The 22,090-nt window shown below is 60.7% G+C and carries 13 protein-coding genes; 6 read left to right on the forward strand and 7 right to left on the reverse strand.

Annotation, left to right across the window (positions count from 1 at the left end):
* Nucleotides 1-28: 28 nt before the first annotated feature.
* The 4 genes from AC5RV1_RS04430 to AC5RV1_RS04445 all read right to left on the reverse strand — a co-directional run bounded on the left by AC5RV1_RS04430 (nt 29) and on the right by AC5RV1_RS04445 (nt 6,389).
* Nucleotides 29-970, reverse strand: coding sequence for an RES family NAD+ phosphorylase (locus AC5RV1_RS04430; RefSeq protein WP_493993690.1), 942 nt, complete (start codon nt 968-970; stop codon nt 29-31).
* A 104-nt stretch (nt 971-1,074) separates the two neighbouring features.
* On the reverse strand, nt 1,075-2,061 hold the full coding sequence (locus AC5RV1_RS04435) for a sce7725 family protein (protein ID WP_493993691.1): 987 nt from the start codon (nt 2,059-2,061) through the stop codon (nt 1,075-1,077).
* Complete coding sequence (locus AC5RV1_RS04440; protein WP_493993692.1) at nt 2,019-2,933, reverse strand: sce7726 family protein; 915 nt, start codon at nt 2,931-2,933, stop codon at nt 2,019-2,021. Before AC5RV1_RS04440 ends, AC5RV1_RS04435 begins: the two co-directional genes overlap by 43 nt.
* A 381-nt stretch (nt 2,934-3,314) precedes the next feature.
* Nucleotides 3,315-6,389, reverse strand: a complete 3,075-nt coding sequence (locus AC5RV1_RS04445; RefSeq protein ID WP_493993693.1) for a hypothetical protein — start codon at nt 6,387-6,389, stop codon at nt 3,315-3,317.
* A 487-nt stretch (nt 6,390-6,876) separates the two neighbouring features.
* Between AC5RV1_RS04445 and metH the strand changes: the two genes are divergently transcribed.
* From metH to AC5RV1_RS04475, 6 genes are all read left to right on the forward strand, one after another.
* A complete protein-coding gene (metH, locus tag AC5RV1_RS04450) occupies nt 6,877-10,518 on the forward strand; it encodes a methionine synthase (protein ID WP_493993694.1) in 3,642 nt (1,213 codons plus the stop codon).
* A 366-nt stretch (nt 10,519-10,884) separates the two neighbouring features.
* On the forward strand, nt 10,885-12,114 hold the full coding sequence (locus AC5RV1_RS04455) for a phytase (protein ID WP_493993695.1): 1,230 nt from the start codon (nt 10,885-10,887) through the stop codon (nt 12,112-12,114).
* 452 nt (nt 12,115-12,566) lie between these two features.
* Nucleotides 12,567-13,040: a glycoside hydrolase family 25 domain-containing protein gene (locus AC5RV1_RS04460; RefSeq protein WP_493993696.1), complete on the forward strand. Its 474-nt coding sequence runs from the start codon at nt 12,567-12,569 to the stop codon at nt 13,038-13,040.
* A gap of 849 nt (nt 13,041-13,889) precedes the next feature.
* Nucleotides 13,890-15,017, forward strand: coding sequence for a GTP-binding protein (locus AC5RV1_RS04465; protein ID WP_493993697.1), 1,128 nt, complete (start codon nt 13,890-13,892; stop codon nt 15,015-15,017).
* Complete coding sequence (ykgO, locus tag AC5RV1_RS04470) at nt 15,014-15,136, forward strand: type B 50S ribosomal protein L36 (RefSeq protein WP_011693081.1); 123 nt, start codon at nt 15,014-15,016, stop codon at nt 15,134-15,136. Before AC5RV1_RS04465 ends, ykgO begins: the two co-directional genes overlap by 4 nt.
* 357 nt (nt 15,137-15,493) lie before the next feature.
* Nucleotides 15,494-16,570: a TerC family protein gene (locus AC5RV1_RS04475; RefSeq protein WP_493993698.1), complete on the forward strand. Its 1,077-nt coding sequence runs from the start codon at nt 15,494-15,496 to the stop codon at nt 16,568-16,570.
* Between the two features lie 479 nt (nt 16,571-17,049).
* Here AC5RV1_RS04475 and fdhA read toward each other — a convergent pair whose 3' ends face one another.
* From fdhA to AC5RV1_RS04490, 3 genes are all read right to left on the reverse strand, one after another.
* A complete protein-coding gene (gene fdhA, locus AC5RV1_RS04480; RefSeq protein ID WP_493993699.1) occupies nt 17,050-18,267 on the reverse strand; it encodes a formaldehyde dehydrogenase, glutathione-independent in 1,218 nt (405 codons plus the stop codon).
* Nucleotides 18,268-18,803: 536 nt separating this feature from the next.
* On the reverse strand, nt 18,804-20,405 hold the full coding sequence (locus AC5RV1_RS04485) for an APC family permease (protein WP_493993700.1): 1,602 nt from the start codon (nt 20,403-20,405) through the stop codon (nt 18,804-18,806).
* Nucleotides 20,406-20,525: 120 nt separating this feature from the next.
* Nucleotides 20,526-22,079, reverse strand: a complete 1,554-nt coding sequence (locus AC5RV1_RS04490) for an aldehyde dehydrogenase family protein (protein WP_493993701.1) — start codon at nt 22,077-22,079, stop codon at nt 20,526-20,528.
* Nucleotides 22,080-22,090: the final 11 nt, after the last annotated feature.

Consider the following 22,090-nt stretch of genomic DNA (forward strand, 5'->3'; position numbering starts at 1 on the left):
GGCAGTGGCAGGTGAGGAGCGTCGTGCCCTACTGCTCTACCTGCAATAGCCGAAACTGGTCACGAACTACCTGATAGGACTTTACATCGTCGTCCGGGACAACTCTTTCAGTGCCGAATAAGACAAGATTCGTGCCGCCGTCATTCAGAGTACTTGGATACATCACCCCATGCAGTCCAAGATGCTTTGCGTACTCACAAAGGAACTGGGTGGCAATATAATCCATTTGAACATCAGCGCTCCTCGCGGGTATAGATATAGCGCCACTTAGTCGCTGCAAAAAGGATCGCGCCTGAAGGTAATTGGTCACATCACCATCCGTTGCAAAGGGATTCATCGCGTCGACGACAGCGAGGTCCAATACGTTCAACTCGGACTCCACCCGAAATGTAGCTATGGATATGTATCCATTCAAACCGATGCGGCACTCCGCTGCACAAGTTTCCACGTCGGAAGCTACATAGAGATGCGGTATGCCAATTGGGTTGCCCCGCCCTCCGGATGCAACACGTGCGGGGGGCATACCCATTTCGCTCATCTTCAAAGGTAGGCTGTTATCCGTCTGGCGACCGCGGTAATAGCACTTGCCAGCTTCGACGATGCGGCTATTCTTCAATATGACTTCGCCAAGAAATTCTAATGCATCCCCCGGGAGGTCACGGGGAGGGAAAAATCTGTTAGTGGTAGTTAAGTGGTGAACGTATCGATCCCATGTGTCGAGATGATCAATTTGATTCGGGATGCTCCTGCGCCGGGCTAAGACTCCGCCCGCTAGAAGTGCGTGCGGCGTGCTGAACGCAGACTCAAGGAACATTCGTATCTGGCGGAGATCGTTGAAGCTAAAAATGTCCCAATCGTTGTTGATGAGGACCTCGATGCACTGACCCTCACCGGAATCCGCCGAAGCAACTTCATATTTGTCTAGCAGACTTGCAAACTGGTTTTCCCACTTTAGGATGTCCCAGACCATGCCGTCTGAAGCGCCGGGCGCACAAAAATCGCAAACGCCGTGATTTGGTCTTATTCCGGCAACGTCGATGGGGCCTGAACCTTTGAAACATGCGCGACAAGCCTTCATCGCAGTTCCAATGCCTTCTGCATCACGTATATGTGGTTCTGTATAGAAATTTTCTTCAGAGTTCCGAGCCCTGGGAAGCCGCCCGTGGATTCGTAAAACCTGAACTTGTCGAGGGCTGGGTTTTGAAGCTTGCGTTCATCTGCAAATCGAACGAGCTTCCTTACAGCCTCCGCAAATTTGCCTGCGGTATCTGCAGCGTCAAGGTTTGAGTCGGAGGCAAAGTGGCGAATGTAGATAGGGCCGGTTTCTTCCCTTTGGTAGGTAAGGTGTAATACCACCGCCCGGGGGAGCCGACCGCCGTCCTGATATCCATCACCAATTGTTTGATAGTCTGAGATTCCGGCGAAGCCATCCTCGTTGAAATAGAGGTGGTCGTCAGAGAAAAGTTGTTCTGGCAAATCGACGTAATCTATATTACGCAATTGCTTCGGAAAATGGTCCTGCCATTTGATTAAAGGGACGCCGCTCCAAGCATCCCTATAGCGTTCGAAGTTTGGAAGGGTCCTGTAGCGACGCTTGGCATCCTGAGAGACGACAAACTGAGTTGTTATTGGGTGCTGGTCAAAAACCTGAAACAGATCGGCTGCATCGTCGGGAAAATCGCGGTGTAGTAGTGTGGCTGGAGAGTTTTTAACAACCAGATCGGCCAAATCTGCAAGTACCTGTTTTATTGGCACACCTGCAGTTATTAATATCCCCAGATTAATATAGGCAAAGAGGTGAGGACGCTCATTGAGAAATGCGACCATGTCACGCGTCGAACCTGGTTCAGTCGATAGATGACCCACTTGTGGGTTCACAACGACGGTGCATTCCAGCCCGCGCCTATGTAACTCCAGAACGCATCGCTCTAGCGCACCTCCTCCAAGTTCGCGGACTGGTTCTATGACTGGATGGACGAGTCGGGTCAGAGACTCGTCTTGCGCCATCTCCTTGATTGCTAGGAGCTCAAACTGTTTGCCTCGTAAGTACGGGTAATACATGACTCAACGGTGCCTCTCAGCCAACGATTAATCCGCTCATAATGAGAGCGTGCGGGGTCCAACTGCAAATAAACATACCTCAGCGGCTGACAAGGAGTGTTCAATGCGAGTTCTGGCTCACGGGGTTTTCTTGCTCGAAGGGCGTCTTCAAAGTATTTCTGGTAGATCTGCGGATCGATGGAGAGGGCCATCTGTAAACAGCGCGAAAAATGTGCCGCAGGTGGAACGTTGGGATGTTTTCCAAAGTGGCGGACCAAGATTTCGGTGTACTCCTGCTTTCGGAGAGACTTCATCATCGCAGTGACATCAAGGTCTGCCGAACTGGGCATCGCAACCTTCTTCACCGAAAGATTTTGTCTCGAGGTAAGCGCCAGCAGCCCAACGTCCGTCCCTGCTAGTAGGGAATAGTAAGCCGGAACCATGGACTCGTGGACGACGACGTTGATCTTGCGAAACACCTTCCGGTAGTCGGCAATCTGTTTCAGGAGCTTCGCGTTCGAATCGAGTTCTGTTTTGATCTCGTAGGCCGTTGCCTCGCCATTTATAATGACTGTATCCGCACAGGAACTTCCAACAGAAAATTCGTTTAGCATTGTTGCCGTTCGCAAATTGTGCCGCCCTAGCAGTATCTTGTTTGCGATCGTAGACTTATATACGTGTTCGTTTCTATAAGTCTTGCGAAGAATTTCGTCAAGTATTCCTAGAGCTTCGTTTCGTGTGACTCCCGCCGGAATTACTCCCTCATCCACGAACGAGAGAAGTAGGGCTTCAGCTTGCTTTGGAGTCTGTCCGTTTATGACTTGGCGTAAAATGGCGGACGAAAATATGGAGCTCGCTCTGCGGGCTAGGCGCTCATCGATCATGGCTGTCATGACCCCTCGCTCCCAGCCTCGTCCATGCACCTAGTCTATGCGGGTGCGGCCTGCTCTCGCGTGCTGAGTCGGCCCCTGCTGAAGCCTTTACAATCTGGCAGTTGATGTCTGTTCGTGCTGTACCAATACTTTGCTGTAATAGCGCGAACGTGGCGAACCTTGCAGCTTGGGAACTGGTGTCGTAGAAGAGTGACGAGCCTTTGGTAAGCACCGCACACTCAGTACTAGTAGCACCCGGCGTCGAGCCCGCAGCGCTACTCCTGGAGACACTTTGCGGCTCGTTCCTGGTGCCGGCCCACGGTGACTAGCGCAGCGGTAGTGAACTGGAAGCCTGGGAGCATCCGTTTCCGTGTGTATTCGGTGCGGACACACGGAAAAAGCTTAGGCAGGTTTTCCATCCAGTGGCTGAATCGGAGCAGCGAGGGCCGTTCTGACACTGTGGGCAGGGTCGGCAGCCACTTGCTCACGAACGACGAGGTGGGACGCATCAGGTTGCTGGGCAAGTGCCTGGGCGAGTGCTCGACGAACGCGTACATCGGGGTCAGCGGCCAGGCGGTTGCCTAAGTGTGCTGGTTCCCCATGCTCGACCCAAAAATGGGCAGCAAGGCTGCGCATGGCCCATCCTTGACTCGCGAGGAAGGCAAGGTCATCCTTGACCGTGTCGCCAAGTTGCTGCAGCGCCCGCGCCGGCCAGTAGTCAGAGTCCTGCCCAAGAAGGGAATACGCGAGACGCCTCACGTCATTTTGTTGCGCCGGGTCCTTAGCCAAAGTGGCGGCAAGCAGGACCGCCTGCCCTCGACTGTCGCGTTCCCCATTTAGGCGAACACTACCGAGTTTGTGTCTGAACTGCTCGTTAAACTTGTCATGGTCAGACGGTGTAGGGGAAGTGGCTAGCCGCAAGGCAGCGACGAAGAACTCGTCCCGCTTGGACTGTCCGACGTAGGGACTGAGGTTTGAGGCGGCGATCAGATACTGGCCTCGGTCGCCGGAACTGATGCGGGAGTCGTCGGCTCGAGCAAGGAGCTCGGTCAGCGCTGGCTCGATGTCCGCAGGAGATAGATTACGCACGAGTAAGGAGTCACCGACCGCGTTGGTTCCAATGGAATATACGCCCTCCGTGTGCTCGAGAGGCGTAACTAATCGTGTCAGCGCCTCTGTTGCTGTTGCGGCGTCGGCATTTTCGGGATCCTCAAACGAGAGCATCTCTCGTGCCCACTGGTTTCCGTCTCCGGCGAGGGCAGTAAATGCATCATGGGACAGGGGCCCATACTTGTCGATTGCGTCGTGCGTCGTGTTGTTGCGCGCGCCCTGAGAACGTCCTAGAAGAGCTACCAGGTGAGGAATGGCGCGATCGGCAAGAGGCGCGTGGGTTATTGCGATTTTTGCCACCACGACGGCTTCGTCCTCATCGTGGAAGCGGTAGTGGTTGGCCTGGACGGGCGGTTGCTTTTCGAAATGCCTAAGCACGGTGTCAGAGTGAGCGGCATCGAGACGGTCAGCTATCCCTGCAAGCGCTTTCACCGCGTTGTTGTACCTCGAGGTGGAAGAGCTCCGTAGATCCGGCCGACTGCTTTCGTCTGCAGCTGACAATTCACCGACGATGTGCGCTGATACATCCCCGATGAGATCATCTGGTACGAGGTCTGCCTGTACGGCGAGCAGGCGGTAACTTGCGCCGACTGTCCAATAGTTCGGTGCGTCCAAATCACTGATGATGTCGATAAAGTCGACGGGAAGGGACTTACCCAGCGCCTCTATAGCTTTAGTTGCGCCAGCCCGCACAAGGTGGTGAGCCGCAAGCGCTGGCTCGTCAGATTCGATAAGGATCGCGGCTAGAACCCGCCGCGACCGATCTTCCCTTACCCAGTCACTAGAGGTCACAGCATCGCGCAGTGCTCGTTGAGCCGATATAGCTGCGGATCTGAGGCGTTGCTCGCGGAGCGCTGTCAGCGCGTCCTCGTATGCATCATTCGCTGTCGGTATTAGAGGGGACGAGGTTCCCATTTCCCGGAGCGCCGTTTGAAGAGGAAGGAGCTCGTTGCTGGTGAAGGGGTTCCAATGGGTCCGGAAGGCGCGACGGCTGAATACCCATGTCGATGCTTCCCCCCATTGCTTCGCGAGTGAGGCAGAGCCTGAAGCTTCGTCCCACGCGAAATCAGCTTCCTGAAACTTTTGATGCAATGCACAGTCTCGTGCATAGCGTGCAGTCACTAAGCCGAGTAGGTCATGTCCGAGATGCAGCTTCCGTGCGTCGGCAAGTAGCTCCACCCAGTCTGAAGTGGTCTCAGCGATTAGTAGCCGTAGCCGCGAACGTAGGATTAAGTCGACTGAAGAAATCTTTGAAAGCTCAGTCAAGTATGGGACAGCTTCCTTCAACCACTCCGCGTGGTCGTTGGCCAGTGCCGTTTCGCCCGCCAGCAAAGCGAGCCGGACTTGGTCAGGGATTTCTCCCATTCGCAGGTAGTCGAGGTCGGGTACATGGCCGAGAGGATTAAGGTAAAGGTTCATGGCGGCTTCCGCCACACGCTGAGAAAGTTTGACACTTTCATTTCCCGGGGCCAGTCTTGACAGCTCGTCCAGCTGCGACTGCGCGAGTTGGGCATTTGCAGAAAGACCTTGATCCAAAGCAGTCCAACATTTGTCGAGTACGTAGCGCGCCGCTTCGTCAGCCCGGTCGACACGCGCGAGCAGTCGGATGCGGTCTTTGTCATGTTGAGCAGCGTGGGGCCCGAATCCTGCATCACGTAGTTTCTGTTGCCCGGTTTCAATAAGGGCAAGCCCTTCTGAAGGGTCTGACCGTGTGTGTGCATCTTCGAAGAGTTGTTGTGCGCCGGTGGTGACTTCAGGTGTCCTGGCGATTGCCTCTCGAACAGCGACAACCTCCGCACTGGGCACGGTCTTCACATCTATCTTGAAGGGTAGGCAGAAGGCCTCGGCGGTTGGCGTTCCAAAAAACTCGATGACAATCTCCGGACGTCCCCTCAGGAGTAAGGACAACTCCTGGGCATCCCACATCTCCAACCTGATCGGATGAAGGGCTTTGACCTGCTTCGCGAGTTCCTCGACAGCTTTAGTATCTTGGACCGTGGTAGCCACGCCTATGATGAGACGGTTGACTGCAAAGGGACGTACTGTCGCGCGGAATTTCTCTACAGCCGCCTCTATGTCGGACGCACCGAAGCTCTTATATCTCTTGCTCTGGAGCGCAACTCCGTTGCCATCCGGCGCCAGAGCAACGATGTCAAGGCCGTACTGCGCTTGTCCTCGAACCCCGTACACCTGGGCATGGCGTAGACCTTCCACGTCGCGCATGACCCGCCACTGGAGACGCTCGAAGTCCTCCCATGAGAGGGCGTTGAAAGGAAGGGATTCGAGCTTGCCGATAACCGGCGCGGGTGCTGGCGCTGACGGCCTGCTTTCCAGCGATGATCCGAGCGGCAGTGAGTGCCAGTCCATGTCTGTTCCCTTCAACTTCTTTCCCACTCTCGGCACGGCTAGTGCCGGAATCTTCGACCCCATATCCACGCATGCTCATTTGAGTGCGAGGAGACGACCCTTCCTATCAAACAACAATTCCTTCGCGTGTACGGGTGACGTCCGTGCCTGACTGATGCAGTGAGAGAAGCGGCAAGCTGATCCCATAGTTAGTTCTGCAGGGTACGCCCGCTGGGGCGACTACACATTCGGATTTCCGGACAGGCAGCAGCGCGCCTGCGCTCCCCATATAACGCGTGCCTTTTTCCGCGGACGTGGAAGTCTGGGCTCACCCTTGACTTGTCGTTGCTTCGGAGAGGATTTGGCCATACAGTCGAGGTCCATTGGAACGCAGGTACTCCTTCAGGCGTCACCCCCCGGTGAGCCATTGACCTCCCAGCGCTCACCCCCGTCGTAGCACACTGACATACGAAGCAATGTTTCGGCGTGTCGCCCGTAACCTGTTTAGATGCCTCGTTTTGCGCTTGATATTGAGTCCGTGCCCCGCCCTGCCCGTTCGCAGGAGCTTCTGGACGCCGTAAACCACAGTGTGGTCATTGCCGACGGCGCCATGGGCACCATGCTGCAGGGCCGGGAACTCTCGCTCGAGAAGGACTTCCTGGGCCTCGAAGGCTGCAACGAGATCCTCAACGACACACGGCCGGACGTCCTCGCAGACATCCACGACGCGTACTTCGCTACCGGCATCGACGCGGTCGAAACCAACACCTTCGGCGCCAACTGGTCCAACCTCTCCGACTACGGCATTGACGACCGGATCGAGGAGCTCGCGCGCAAGGGCGCCCAGATCGCCCGCGAACGCGCCGAAGCCGCCGAAAAAACAGACGGCCGCATGCGCTGGGTCCTCGGCTCCATGGGTCCGGGCACCAAGCTCCCCAGCCTCGGCCACACCAGCTACGACTACCTCAAGCAGACCTTCGCCCTGCAGGCCGAGGGCCTCATCGACGGCGGCGCGGATGCCTTCCTCATCGAAACCAGCCAGGACCTCCTGCAGACCAAAGCCGCCGTCAACGGCTGCAAGCAGGCCATCGTCACACGCGGCATCCGCCTCCCCATCTTCGTCGAGGTGACGGTCGAAACCACCGGAACCATGCTCATGGGCTCCGAAATCGGCGCCGCACTCACGGCCTTGGAACCGCTCGGCGTCGACGCCATCGGCCTGAACTGCGCCACCGGCCCGGACGAGATGAGCGAGCACCTGCGCCACCTCTCCAAGCAGTCCTCCGTGGCCATCGCCTGCATGCCCAACGCCGGCCTGCCCATCCTCGGCGCCAACGGCGCGCACTACCCGCTCACCCCCACCGAACTCGCCACCGCGCACGAGCAGTTCGTGCGTGAATTCGGCCTGGGCCTGGTGGGCGGCTGCTGCGGTACGACGCCGGAACACATGGCCGCCGTCGTCGAACGCCTTGCCCCCTTCCGCACCAAAGCCGTGGCAACCAACAGCGGAAAACCAGCCCGCGTTCCCACCGAGCGGGAAGCCGGCGTCGCCTCCCTCTACCAGCACGTGAACTTCGACCAAGACGCGTCCTACCTCGCCATCGGCGAACGCACCAATGCGAACGGCTCCAAGGCGTTCCGCCAGGCGATGCTCGAAGAGCGCTGGGACGACTGCGTGGATATCGCCCGCGAGCAGATCCGCGTCGGGGCGCACCTGCTGGACGTCTGCATCGACTACGTGGGCCGCGACGGCGTGGCCGACATGAAGGAGATCGTCTCGCGTTTCGCGTCGGCCTCCACGCTCCCGCTGGTCATGGACTCCACCGAACCTGCCGTACTTCAAGCCGGGCTCGAACACATCGGCGGCCGCCCGGTGGTCAACTCCGTCAACTATGAGGACGGCGACGGCCCGGAAAGCCGCTTCGCGCGCATCATGCCGCTCGTGAAGGAACACGGCACCGCCGTGATCGCCCTGACCATCAACGAAGAGGGCCAGGCACGCACCACCGAGGGCAAGGTGGCCATCGCTTCACGCCTCGTCGACGCCCTGGTGGGCGAATGGGGGATGCGCGTCGAGGACATCATCGTCGACTGCCTGACCTTCCCCGTCGCCACCGGCCAGGAAGAAACCCGCCGGGACGGCATCGAAACCATCGAGGCCATCCGCCAGATCACCGCGAAGTACCCCGGCATCAACACAACGCTCGGCGTCTCCAACGTGTCCTTCGGCCTGAACCCTGCAGCGCGCGTGGTCCTGAACTCCGTGTTCCTGCACGAGGCCGTCCAGGCGGGCCTGACCAGCGGCATCATCGACGCCGCCAAGATCGTGCCGCTCGCCTCACTGCCGGAGGAACAGCGCAAGGTGGCCCTGGACCTCGTCTGGGACCGCCGCGAATACGACGCCGACGGCAACACCACCTACGACCCCCTGGCCATCATGCTGGACATGTTCGCCGGCGTCGACACCGCAGCCCTCAAGGACCAGCGCGCCGCTGAACTCGCGGCGCTGCCCACGGGCGCGCGCCTGGAACGGCGCATCATTGACGGCGAGGGCAAGGGCCTCGAAGCGGACCTCGACCTGGCACGCAGCGAGGGCATGACCCCGCTCGGCATCATCAACGACCACCTGCTCGAGGGCATGAAGGTGGTTGGTGAGCGCTTCGGCGCCGGCGAGATGCAGTTGCCGTTCGTGCTGCAGTCCGCCGAGGTGATGAAGAACGCCGTCGCGTTGCTCGAACCGCACATGGAGAAGTCGGACTCCTCGGGCAAGGGCACCATGGTGATCGCCACCGTGCGCGGCGACGTGCACGACATCGGCAAGAACCTGGTGGACATCATCCTCACCAACAACGGCTACAAAGTGGTCAACATCGGCATCAAGCAGGGCATCGCCGAGATCATGGCCGCCGCGGAGGAACACAATGCGGACGTCATCGGCATGTCCGGGCTGCTGGTGAAATCCACCGTGGTGATGAAGGAGAACCTCGCGGAGCTGCAGTCCCGTGGCCTGGCGAAGAAGTGGCCGGTGATTTTGGGCGGCGCCGCCCTGACCCGCGCCTACGTGGAGCAGGACCTGGCGGAGCAGTTCGATGGCGTGGTCAGGTACGCCAAGGACGCCTTCGAGGGGCTTGCCCTCATGGAACCGCTGGTCCGCGTCGCCCGCGGGGAGTCGCCGGACGACGTCGGCCTGCCGCCGCTGAAGAAGCGCATCCACAAGGGCGGCGCGAAGTTCACGGTGACCGAGCCCGAGGCAATGCCCGGCCGGTCCGACGTCGCCACCGACAACCCCGTGCCCGCCCCGCCGTTCTGGGGCACCCGCATCGTCCGTGGCGTCTCGCTCCACGACTACTCTGCGTTCCTCGACGAGCGCGCCACCTTCATGGGGCAGTGGGGGCTCAAGCCCGGCCGCGGCGAGGACGGCGCCTCCTACGAGGAACTGGTGGAACGCGAGGGACGGCCGCGCCTGCGCTACTGGCTGGACCGCATCCTCGGCGAGGGAATGCTGGACGCGTCCGTCGCCTACGGCTACTTCCCGGTGGTCTCCGAAGGGGAACAGGTGGTGGTGCTCCACCACGGGGAGGATCGCGACGGCGTCCTCGGCACCGCGGGACTGCTCGCCCCCGACGGCGGTTCAGGCGGTCCGATCGGCACCGATCGGCTGCGCTTCGACTTCCCGCGCCAGCGCCGAGACCGGCACCTGTGCCTGGCCGACTTCGTGAAGTCGCGCGAATCCGGCCAGATTGACGTGCTGCCGGTGCAGCTGGTCACCGCCGGCTCGAAGATCGAGGAGTTCACCTCCAAGATGTTCGCCGCCAACCAGTACCGCGACTACTACGAGCTCAACGGCCTGGTCATGCAGCTCACCGAGGCGCTTGCCGAGTTCTGGCATGCCCGCATCCGCAAAGAGCTGGGTTTCGCGGCCGAGGAACCGAAGGACACCGCAGGGTATTTCAAGCTCGACTACCGCGGTGCGCGGTTCTCGCTTGGCTACCCCGCGTGCCCGGACATGGAGGACCGCCGCAAGGTGACGGAACTGCTGAAGCCGGAGCGGATGGGCGTGATCCTGAGCGACGAGCTGATGCTGCACCCCGAGCAGTCCACCGACGCGTTCGTGTTCCACCACCCGGAGGCCAAGTACTTCAAGGTGTGAGCTGGGGGCGGTCTTCGGCCTGCGCGTATGGAGGCCAAAACCCCTGGGCGGCAGCCGGACCGCCAATTCTTCTGCCGGGATGGTTTCACTGCTGAGTGCCTGAAGCGACGCGCTATCGCGCGATGGCGATGAGCAGAAAGTACCGGTGGTAGGAATCGGGTAGTGCCAGCCGATAGTAGGGTATCTTGCCCTATTCCGGGCTGGTCTGGCCGCGGGTACGATCCATCTACGACGCTGAATATTGCTGGGTCTGGGGGCGTCCGAATCGGATGTCCGGTGCGCTTTCGTGCAGCGCGCCGGCCAACGGATGGGAAAGCCATGGCTCGCAATGTTAGTGCTCGACTCACGCAAGCGCCTGGGAGATCCTTGCGCCACGCCCTCAAGCTGCTTCGGCTCCTGCTTGTCACGGTTTTAGCTATCGCCCTCGCAAGCCTCACCGTACTCACAGCCCCGCAAGCGCATGCGGCGGACGTCTTGGTGGCTCCATCGACGGAGACAGCACCCGTTCCGAGCTCCAGTGACGCGGCGGACGACACCGCGATCTGGATACACCCGACAGACCCGTCGCAGAGCGTGGTGATCGGTACGGACAAGTTGAGTACCGGAGGCGTGGGGGTCTACGACCTGTCGGGGCGCCAGTTACATTTCTACCTGCACGGCAGTATGAATAACGTCGATCTCCGGTACAACTTTCCGCTGGGCAGTGAACGCATCGCCCTCGTTGGTGTGACGGAGAGGAATGTGGAGTCGACCGGCGTCCGGTTTTACAAGGTAAACGTGTCGGATCGATCGCTGACAGAGGTAGGGCGCATCAGTACCCCGGGCAGGCCTCGCGGCTTCGGGATGTATCACTCCCCAGTCTCGGGGAAGTATTACGCCTTTGTGCATGACTTCAACACGAACGTGATAACTCAGTTCGAGCTTGACAGCTCCAAGGGATCGGTTCGAGGGACTTCCGTACGTTCCTTCGACAACGGCGACAGCTCCGAAGGCATTTCGGCAGATGATGAGCTGCAACGTCTCTATGTATCCGAGGAGGAAGTCGGCGTGTGGCGGTACGGAGCTGAGCCGGGGGACGGGTCAACCCGGACACTCGTGGATCGAACCGTGGCAACCGGCGGACGAATAGTGGACAACATTAAGAACACCGCCATCTATTATGGCCGGCAGGGGACCGGTTATCTGATTGTCTCAAGCCAGGGCGGATCCAACTTCGTCATCTACAACCGCAATGACAACGCCTTCGTCGGCTCCTTCAAAATCAGCGATGGCGGCGGCGTCGACGGTGTGAATGGCCAAGACGGCATTGATGTCACCAATTTTGCACTTGGCCCTTCCTATCCCGCTGGATTATTTACAAGCCAGGACCATAACAACACCAATGCGGGCAACGGCAACAGCGGTAACCAAAACCACAAGCTCGTCTCCTGGCAGCGAATTGCCGATGCTTTCAGCCCAAAGCTGCTTGTGGACACCACTTTTGACCCGCGTCAAATAGGAGCAGAGGGCGGAGGAAGAGACCCCGGACCGGATACCGCACCGCCCGATACGTCGATTACGGGTGGCCCATCAGGGACCAGTGGCGGCAGGGACTGAAATAGGGGGCCGCCGCCCTTTTGCGCCTTGTCGTCCAAGCGTAAAGTCTTACCACTTCGTAGGTAACAGACAGACGCCCGGGGCAGGACATGCATGACACCAGAGGTGGGGTCGTGCCGGGCCCCACCTCATGCAAAGGAAGCAATCATGAGAGATTTCAGCGCACGGGCCGTTACGGGATGAAGACGGCATGCACGGTCCTGGTACTCCTTGGGCTAGTGGTAGCAGGAATGACCCCGGTGGCGGCAGCTCCGCCAAACTCAGATAAGGACCGTCTGGGCAACGACGTTTCCTGGCCGCAGTGCGGTGAGGACCTTCCCACCGCTCAAGCATTCGCGATCATAGGCGTGACCGGCGGACTAGCCAATAACACCAACCCTTGCCTCGGTGACCAACTTGCCTGGGCCGCTACCGCTACAGGGAGGTCTTCGCAGCCCAAAGTTGCTTTATACGTGAACACTGCCAACCCAGGCCATGAGGGCTCTTGGTGGCCGTCGTCCAACATCTACAAAAATGTGAACGTCCCGAATCCCTACGGAGCATGCCGGGCGCCCGATGGCGAACCTGAAGGCCCCGTCAACCTTCCCTGCTCATACATGTACGGCTACGCAAAGGCTTATGACGACGCAATTGAACGAGGTGTGAGCAACCCCGGCACCTATTTCTGGTGGCTAGATGTGGAGACAGGCAATAGCTGGCAAACCGGCGCAGCCGACAGCACAGCCCTGAACCGGGCGACCCTTGAGGGAATGGTCAACTACTTCAAGAACACCACTGTCGGTGTCGGGATCTACTCGACTAGCTATCAATGGGGAATCATCGCCGGGACCGTCCGTCCGGCAGCTCCCTCACAGGGCTGCCAAGCTGGCTTGCAGGGGCTAAGACCCTGCGGGGAGCGAAGTCGAATTGTTCTTTGCCTGGTCTGACGCCCGGCAGCCCCGTAACAGTGACCCAGTATGTGTCGGCCGGCCTCGATTACGACTACTCCTGCAAATAGACATCACCTCTCCTCCCGGCACCGCGGCGGTGCCACCCGTTCTGCCGTATTGGGAATTGGTAGCCGGTCGCCGGGGTGACAGATGAGCTGAAGTTGGTTGCGTGGCTTGGTGTCAGATGTCTGTTATTCCGAATCCGGCGTCGTCCAGGCAGGGGGCTCGCTTACCCGATGGTTTACCCACTGACCGGAGGCAAGTGCACCGGGGACCTTTGACCGTTGGAAGGCTTGTCCATACAAAACGCTCCATGTGGTTGTACTTGCCGAAGTCCAGGACCGCTCCGTTGAGCCGGGCCGCGAGGTCGTGACTCACCGTGATGGTTATGGTCTGAGCGGTATCGGCTGGTGATTCCAGGGTGCAGGTCAGGAATTTTATTGCCCGAGTGCGGGAAAAGTAGAGTCCTTGGGACCGGCAGCCGCCGGCTCCTTGATAGCAGTGCAGAGTACCGCCGAAGGCGGTGATCATCTCCAGTGCTTCAGCCGTTATGGAGAAATACGCATGGCCGGGCACTGTTACTGTCTGCCCGTCCCTTGGTTTTCTGTCTTTCATGGGCGGCATGCCCCGCAATTTCCCACGAGTTCCAGGGTACGGGAGACGGCTCTGAAGCCGTCTGTGGGCTGGTTGTCCTGTTGGCCCAGCGCGGCGGTCCTAATCAGGGTTTGCTCGTCGGCATCTCAATATAAACATGTGTTGATTGGTTTGCAGGGTAAAGGCCTCATCCTCCACTCATTTCAGTGCTGGCTTTGCAATTGAGAATGATTCTCATGTAGTGTGCCGGTTATGTCTGTGACTCTTGTCAGTTCCCTGGATGTTTTCAGCCGCCAGGCGGCGTGCGCCGCACTGGCCGCGGAGTCCCAGGGCGCCCTTGTCGTGTTCCATGACCTGCTCGAGGACGGGCTGGTGGTCCGGCGGATTTGTCAGGAGGGCCGGCGTCTTGAGCATGGGGAAACGACCCTGGAACACCCCTGCCTGGGCTGCACGGTCCGCCTTGATGTTGTGCCCACGGTGCGGCGGCTGCTGGCGTCCGATTCCGGTATCATTGTCGGCCTGCCGCCGGCCGCGGCGTCAGAAACAGCCGTGCATATCCTGCTGCGGGGCCTGGGGGAAAAGGTGAATATTGATTCAGTCGTTCTCGCTTGCGCCCCGGACGCGCTCGAGGACCAGATCTGGGACCACCACACCCTGTTCGAGTCCGGCTTCACGCCGGTTCCGGCGGACGACCGGACGGCCGGTGAATTCCTGGTGCGCGAACTGTGCTTCGCAGATACGGTCATGCTGGCGGACCCTGCGCTGGTCCCGGTGGATCCCGCTGCGCGTCTTCGAGGGGTCCAACTGATTCGGGAACTGGCCCCGCATGCCGTACTGACCGATGGCGCGGGCGATATCCGCACCGGCGCGCACAGCCTGGCCGACGCTACGGCACGGACTGTACCCGGCATGGTGCGGGCCGCAGTTGAACCATCGGGACCGTTCACCACGGTGGTGCAGCGCATTGAGCGGCCCCTTCACCCGGAACGCTTCCGCCACGCCCTGGCGACCCTGGCCCAGGCCTGCTGCTGGCTCCGCGGAAGACTGTGGGTGGCATCAGCCCCGGGCTGCAGAATCGCCGTGCAGGGAATCGGTCCCCGGCTGTGGCTGGAAAACACCGGACCCTGGCAAGCCGAACGAAAATCCCTGCCCTTCATCGCTCAAATGACCGGTCCGGACCTGGGTGAATGGCACCCCGAATACGGGGACCGCGGCACAGTCCTGGCCTTCACCGGCGATGACATCGACGCTTCAGAAATTGCCGAACTGCTCGGCGCCTGCGAACTGTCACAAGCGGAAATGGCCGCCGCCGCTGACTCATTCCCCGACCCTTTTCACCTCAATGTAACAACCGACACCTCACAAAGGAGCAACTCATGAAAGTACGGAACTCGCTGCGGGCACTGAAGAAAATACCGGGCGCCCAGATCGTCCGCCGCCGCGGACGGACCTTCGTCATCAACAAGAAAAACCCCCGGATGAAGGCCCGCCAAGGCTAAACAACTGATCCGCTCTCAAGAGGGCCGGGCCGGCGCCTACAGACTTTTGGGGCCGGACGCCGTGCCTGGTCCCACCGCCCGTCCACAATTGGGATCAATTCTGGTCATACACAGCTGAAAGTCGGGGCTGGAGCGTTCCAGGTGTATTGACCTGAGAGGGTGCCGACGGCGGCCGGATCTTTCGGTTCGGACGACGTTTAGGTCGGTTATGATTTTCTTATCAAGGGGAGTACTCCCGTCTGTGTTCGGCCCGTCAATACGGATGCATTGAGCATCTCGGGTCGACGGTTCCGGTGTCGTCCGGGCGGAGGAGACCTTGGCGTATCTGTCCAACGCCGACCCTTTGGGAGCATCCTCATGCAGGTCACACCTCTGATCTGGCTCGTCACGATTGCCGTGACGATCCTGTTCTTTGTCTACGAGTTCTTCGCCCACGTGCGCAAACCCCACGAGCCATCCATTGCAGAATCGGCGCGCTGGTCCGCGTTCTACATCGGACTCGCTCTGCTGTTCGGGGTGGGGATCGGCACTGTGTCGGGATGGACGTTCGGCGGTGAATACTTCGCCGGCTACCTGACTGAAAAGGCACTGTCGATCGACAACCTGTTCGTGTTCCTCATCGTGATGGCCGGATTCGCAGTACCGAAGAAGTACCAGCAGAAGGTGCTGATGATCGGGATCATCATCGCCCTGATCCTGCGCGGCGGGTTCATCGCCATCGGAGCGGCCCTGATCGAAAACTTCTCCTGGATCTTCTACATCTTCGGTGCCCTGCTCCTCGTCCTGGCCTACCGGCAAGCGTTCAGCAATCACGAGTCGAACCCCGCGGACGGTAAGTTCATGACACTTGTCCGCCGCGTCCTGCCTGTCGCTAACGAGTACCACCAGGACAAGGTCACGGTCCTGCAGGGCGGGAAGCGTTTCGCCACGCCGATGCTGCTCACCATCATTGCGATCGGCTTCGTGGACCTCATCTTCGCCGTCGACTCAATCCCGGCAATCTACGGCCTGACCAACGAGGCGTACATCGTCTTCACCGCCAACGCATTCGCGCTGATGGGTCTGCGGCAGTTGTTCTTCCTCATCGGCGGACTGCTCGAGCGCCTGGTCTACCTCGCCCAAGGGCTGGCCGTTATCCTCGCCTTCATAGGCGTGAAGCTCGTCTTCCATGCCCTGCACGTCAACGAGCTCCCCTTCGTCAACGGCGGGAAACCGCTCCTCTGGGTGCCGGAGATCCCCATCTGGCTCTCGCTGCTCTTCATCGCCGCAACCATCGTCGCAGCGACCGTCGCGAGTCTGCTGAAGACCAAGGCCGCCGAGAACGAGGACGGCCGCGGACTGATTCACAACGAACCAGTGGTGATCACCGCCGACTCCCCGCACAAGGAATCCGAGGTCGACAAGAAGGCGGCGCCGACTGCCAAGTCCAAGTAGCTCCCGACCGGCAGGCGAGCCGGGGACAGGAGGCGCGTGCTGCAGCAGGATGCTGTTCCCATAATGGAACGAGGTGGCCATGAGGACCCACTTGGCAGCCAGCTGTGGGTGTAGGTGATGCCGGTGCTCATCCCTATGCTGGCGAAGGCCGGGACCAGGCTAGGAGCCGTGTGTCAGCCTGTACAGCCACTGTCAGCGGACGCCGAGGTCGCTGTCAACATACGAACCCGGGCGGTTTTCAGTGCCATGTTGGCAATTGCAGCCACCATCCAGCTGAAGCCGAACGGTCACCGGACTCGACGATTCGAGCCGGATGTCAACATGCTCCTTCCCGTTGCTGCTAAGGCGGAGAATCGATTCTTGGTCGGTGCGATGGGTCATGTGATTACCTTTGCTGATCCGGGGAGAGTGGATGCGCACCGGTGGCATGGGCCAGGAAGGCCCATGCCACTGGGGCGGGTTGCTACTTACGTGAGGTTCTACGCCTTGACGTATCCGTTCGGATTCAGCACGAATTTCGTTGCCGAACCGGCGTCGAATTCGGCGTAGCCGCGCGGTGCATCCTCAAGTGGGATCGCTGTGGCGTTTACTGCCTTGGCGATCTGGACCTTGTCGTGCAGGATCGCCATCATCAGCTGGCGGTTGTACGACATGACGGGGCACTGTCCAGTGGTGAACGACAGGGACTTTGCCCAGCCGGTGCCCAAGGACAGCGACAGGGAGCCGTGCTTCGCTGCCTCGTCGATTCCACCAGGGTCGCCGGTGACATACAGGCCGGGAATGCCAAGGGCCCCGCCTGCAGCGGTGATGTCCATGAGCGAGTTCAGTACGGTGGCGGGGGCCTCGTGGGAGGCGTCCTTGCCGTGACCGCGGGCTTCGAACCCTACGGCGTCGACGCCGCAATCCACTTCGGGGACGCCAAGGATTTGCTCGATCTGGTCCTTCGGATCGCCCTTGGTGACGTTCACCGTTTCGCAGCCGATGGAGCGGGCCTGAGCCAGGCGGTCTTCGTTCATGTCACCGACAATCACAACGGCTGCGCCAAGCAGCTGCGCTCCGACGGCGGCCGCGAGACCCACCGGGCCGGCACCGGCAATGTAAACGGTGGATCCGACGCCCACTCCGGCGGTGACGGCACCGTGAAAGCCTGTAGGGAAGATATCGGAGAGCATGGTCAGGTCCATGATCTTTTCCAGGGCCTGGTCGCGATCCGGGAACCTGAGCAGGTTCCAGTCAGCATAAGGGACCAGCACGTATTCGGCCTGGCCGCCCACCCAGCCGCCCATATCCACATAACCATAGGCGCTGCCCGGTCGGTCAGGGTTGACGTTCAGGCAGATGCCCGTCTTGCGCTCCTTGCAGTTCCGGCAACGGCCGCAGGAAATGTTGAAAGGTACAGAGACAATGTCTCCCACCTTGATGAACTCCACGTCCGGACCGACCTCCACCACCTCGCCGGTGATTTCATGGCCAAGGACGAGGTCCTTTGGGGCCGTGGTCCGGCCCCTAACCATGTGCTGGTCCGAGCCGCAGATATTGGTGGTCACCGTGCGCAGGATCGCGCCGTGGGGTACTTTTCGGCCCACATTGGCGGGATTGACGCCAGGCCCATCCTTGAGTTCGAACGTCGGGTAGTCGGTGTTGATGATTTCGACGACACCGGGTTCTTTGTAGGCAACGGCTCTGTTTCCTGACATGGACACTCCTTTTGGTGGGGGTATGGTGCCAGGCCCTCCATTCGGATGGCCTTGCACTGGTCCGGCAAAGTTGCAGGCGCTGCCCCAGGCCCGAAAGCGGTGCTTCGATGAGGATACCTCCCCAGGTTTCAGGCCACCGAAGCACCCTTCACGGGCACGGGACAGCTCTTCCTTCGGGAGGGTGAAGGCTGTCAGTGGGATGCCGTGTCCAGTGGCACAGCATCCCGATGCTGCCTGCCCGGCGCTGAACCGGACAAGTAAGAGTCCGATGGTCGAAGAGCCTGTAATGATGAGATTAGGGTCACAAGAGCTGCAATAAAAGCGCAAAATCTTGGAGATAATCATGCGGAACAGGTGCATGATCGATGCCCCGCTCATCTCGCACCACGTGCACCCGGACGGACTCCGGAACCGGCCGTAAACAGCACGGACGGACATCCCCTTGCACGTACTGCAAAGGGATGCCCGTCAGGACCGGGCAACGCGTCCGGGGTTGGACCGTGCCACGGATAGGTATTGCTACTGGTTGATAAGGGCTAAGGGTTGGAAACGGGTGCAGTCACCAGCTGAGGCGCAGCTGGAGCATCAGGCCCGCTGACAACCACAGCCGGCTGGGCGGTTGCGGCGTGTTCGGCCAGGACGCCTGTCTGGTGCCTGATCTTCAGGCGGTACAGCAGGGCACCGCCGCCGGCGACGGCGGCCACGAAGATCACGCCGCCCCACTGCAGGTACCACTCAAACGGGGGCACCGAGTTGTAGATCTCCGGGCGCGGCCAGATGAGGTTCAGGGTCATGGCGCCGCCCCACAGTACCGCGAGGATGTTCACGGGCAGTCCCCACTTGCCGAGGCTGAAGCCTGGCTCGGTGCCGTCATCCGCAAGCGGCCACTTTTTCTGGAACCTCTTGCGAAGCAGCGGAACGGTGACCAGCAGGTAGGACAGGTAGATCAGGACGATGCTGATGCTGGAAAGGATGGTGAAGATGGCAGGCTGGGAGACGTTGACGATCAGCGGCATGATGGCAATGACGCCGATGACGATGGCCGCTACCGTGGGAGTCTTCCGCTCGGGATGCACCTTGCTGAGCTGGCGGCTGAAGGGCAGGTTGTTGTCCCTGGCCATGGCGAACATCATGCGGATGGCGGCAGCGTGAACGGCCAGGGTGCAGACGGTCACGGCCACCACAATGCACACCAGGAACGCCTTGCCGAAGGGGCCTCCCAGGACGGAGAGCACGATGTACTGCAGGCCGCCGTCGGCAGCGCCGAGCTTGGGGTCGTTGAGGTCGGGAGCGGCCAGGAGTCCGCCAAGGAGAATCAGGCCGCCGAGGATGAAGGACGCCGTGATGGCGCGGAGGATGGCCTTGGGGGCGGTCTTTTTCGGGTCCTTCGTCTCCTCGCCGAGGGAACTGGCCGTGTCAAAGCCATACATCACGTAACCGGAGGCCATGGCCCCGATGAGGAACACCCCGAAGAAGCCAAGGTCGTGGTCCATGCCGTAGCCTTCGGTGCTGAAAAGGACTTCCGGCCCCCGCACCACATGCCAGCCAAGGGCCAGGATGAGGAGCACGGCGGCGGCGAGCTCCACAAAGACGCCGATGCTGTTGATCTTGGTCATCAGCTTCACGCCGAAGGCGTTGATGAGGGTGGAGATGGAGATCATGATGCTGGCAAGCAGCACGCCGTTCAGGGCGAAATCGTAGGTGCCGGTGCCGTCGCCGATGATCTGGAAACCGGACCAGATCTGGGGCAGGCTGAGCTGCAGTGCAAGGGCCACGGCGCCGAGCGCCACGATCGAGGAGATGAGCAGCAGCCAGCCCGCCAGCCAGGCGAACGTCCCTGACGAGAGCCGCTTGGCCCAGTTGTACACCGAGCCGGCCACCGGATACCTTCCGGCAAGCTCGGCGAAGCAGAGCGCCACCATGAGCTGGCCGGCGAAAACGAGGGGCCAGGACCACGCGTAGGCGGGGCCGGCCATGGAAAAACCAAAGTAGAACAGCTGGAAAACGCCGGTGAGGATGGAAATGTAGCTGACGCCTGCGGCGAAACTGGCGAACTTGCCGATGCTCCGGTCCAGGGTCTGGGCATAGCCGAACTCGTCCATGCCGCTTGAATCAGTACTCTTGCTGGGTTCGAACATCTGAACTCCTAAGTCAGAAAAGCACGATGGTGATGACCCATGGCCGCCATTGGACACGGGTTATATCGGCGGCCGGGCACCGCGCCTGCGGCGCCCGGCCATGTCCCCCAAATGCTGGTGCTAGCCGGCGGCCCCCATGCCGGCGTCATCGGCAGGTGAGCCAAACCAGCCGCTGGGCGCGGGCTGGATGTTCTGCCAGATGTGTTTTGCCTCGCGGTATTCGTTGAGGCCGGCGCTGCCAAGTTCACGGCCAATGCCGGACTTCCCAAAACCGCCCCACTCCGCCTGCGGGACGTAGGGGTGATAGTCATTGATCCATACTGTTCCGTGCCGCAGGGCTCCCGCAACGCGTTGCGCCTTCGACGCATCCGACGTCCAGACAGCACCTGCCAGGCCGTACTCCGTGTCATTGGCGATGGCGACGGCCTCTTCCTCGGTCCGGAACGTCTCGATGGTCAGTACCGGGCCGAAGGATTCTTCCTGCAGCACGCTCATGCCGGAGCGGCAGTTGCCAAGCACCGTGGGCGGGTAGAAGAAGCCGTCCGCAAGGTGCCCGTCGTCGGGAATGTAGCCGCCGCACAAAAGCTCGGCGCCCTCCGCGATGCCGGCCTGGACGTAGGCGTGGACCTGGTCGCGGTGCTTTGCGGAAATGAGTGGGCCCGTTTCCGCGTTGGGGTCAAAAGGCCCGCCCATCCGGATCTTTTTGGCGCGTTCCACCACCTCGGCCACGAAGCGCTCCGCGATGGTCTCCTCGATGACGAGCCGCGCCCCTGCCGAGCAGACCTGGCCGGAGTGCAGGAACACGGCGGTCAGGGCATTGTCGACGGCGGCGTCCCAGTCGGCGTCAGCGAACACGACATTGGGGTTCTTCCCGCCAAGCTCGAAGGCGACCCGCTTCACGGTCTCTGCGGCCGCCGCCATGATGGTTTGGCCCGTGGCCAGGCTGCCGGTCAGGGAGACGAGGTCCACCCGAGGATCGGAGCTTAGGAGGGGGCCCACCCTCGACCCGCTACCCGTGACCAGGTTCGCGACGCCGGCCGGAACGCCGGCCTCCGCCAGGGTTTCCATGAGCAGGATGGAGGTGGACGGCGTGAGCTCGCTGGGCTTGAGCACGAAGGAATTTCCCGCAACGAGTGCCGGCGCCACTTTCCAGGCCGCCTGCAGGAGGGGATAGTTCCAGGGTGCGATGAGGGCGCAGACGCCGAGCGGTTCGTAGACCACACGGCTGATGGCGTTCGGCCGTCCGGTATCGATGACCCGGCCGGCATCGAGGCCCGCTATTTTGCCGTAGTAGCGGAAGCAGGAGGCGATGTCGTCAATGTCGTATTCGGCCTCGACGAGGCGCTTGCCCGTATCCAGTGCTTCGGCGCGGGCATAAGCTGCCTTGTCCCGCTCCAGCAGCGCGGCGATGCGAAGCAGGACCTCCCCGCGTTCAATGTCGGTCAGCCGGCGCCACGCACCGCCGTCGAACGCTGCCCGTGCACTGGCAATCGCCCGCTCCGCGTCCTCCGGGGTGGACGAGGCGACTACCGCCACTTCTCGCCCGTCCGCCGGGCAGCGCACAACGGTTGTGCCGCCGTCGGATGCCTGGTGCCAGGCGCCGTCAATGTACAAGCCCTTGATGGCGTCCTGCGCTTGTCCGGCGTCGCGGACCTGCTCAGCGGTGGCGGTCATCGTTTCTCCTT

This window comes from Arthrobacter sp. Hb9-2, assembly GCF_059091165.1.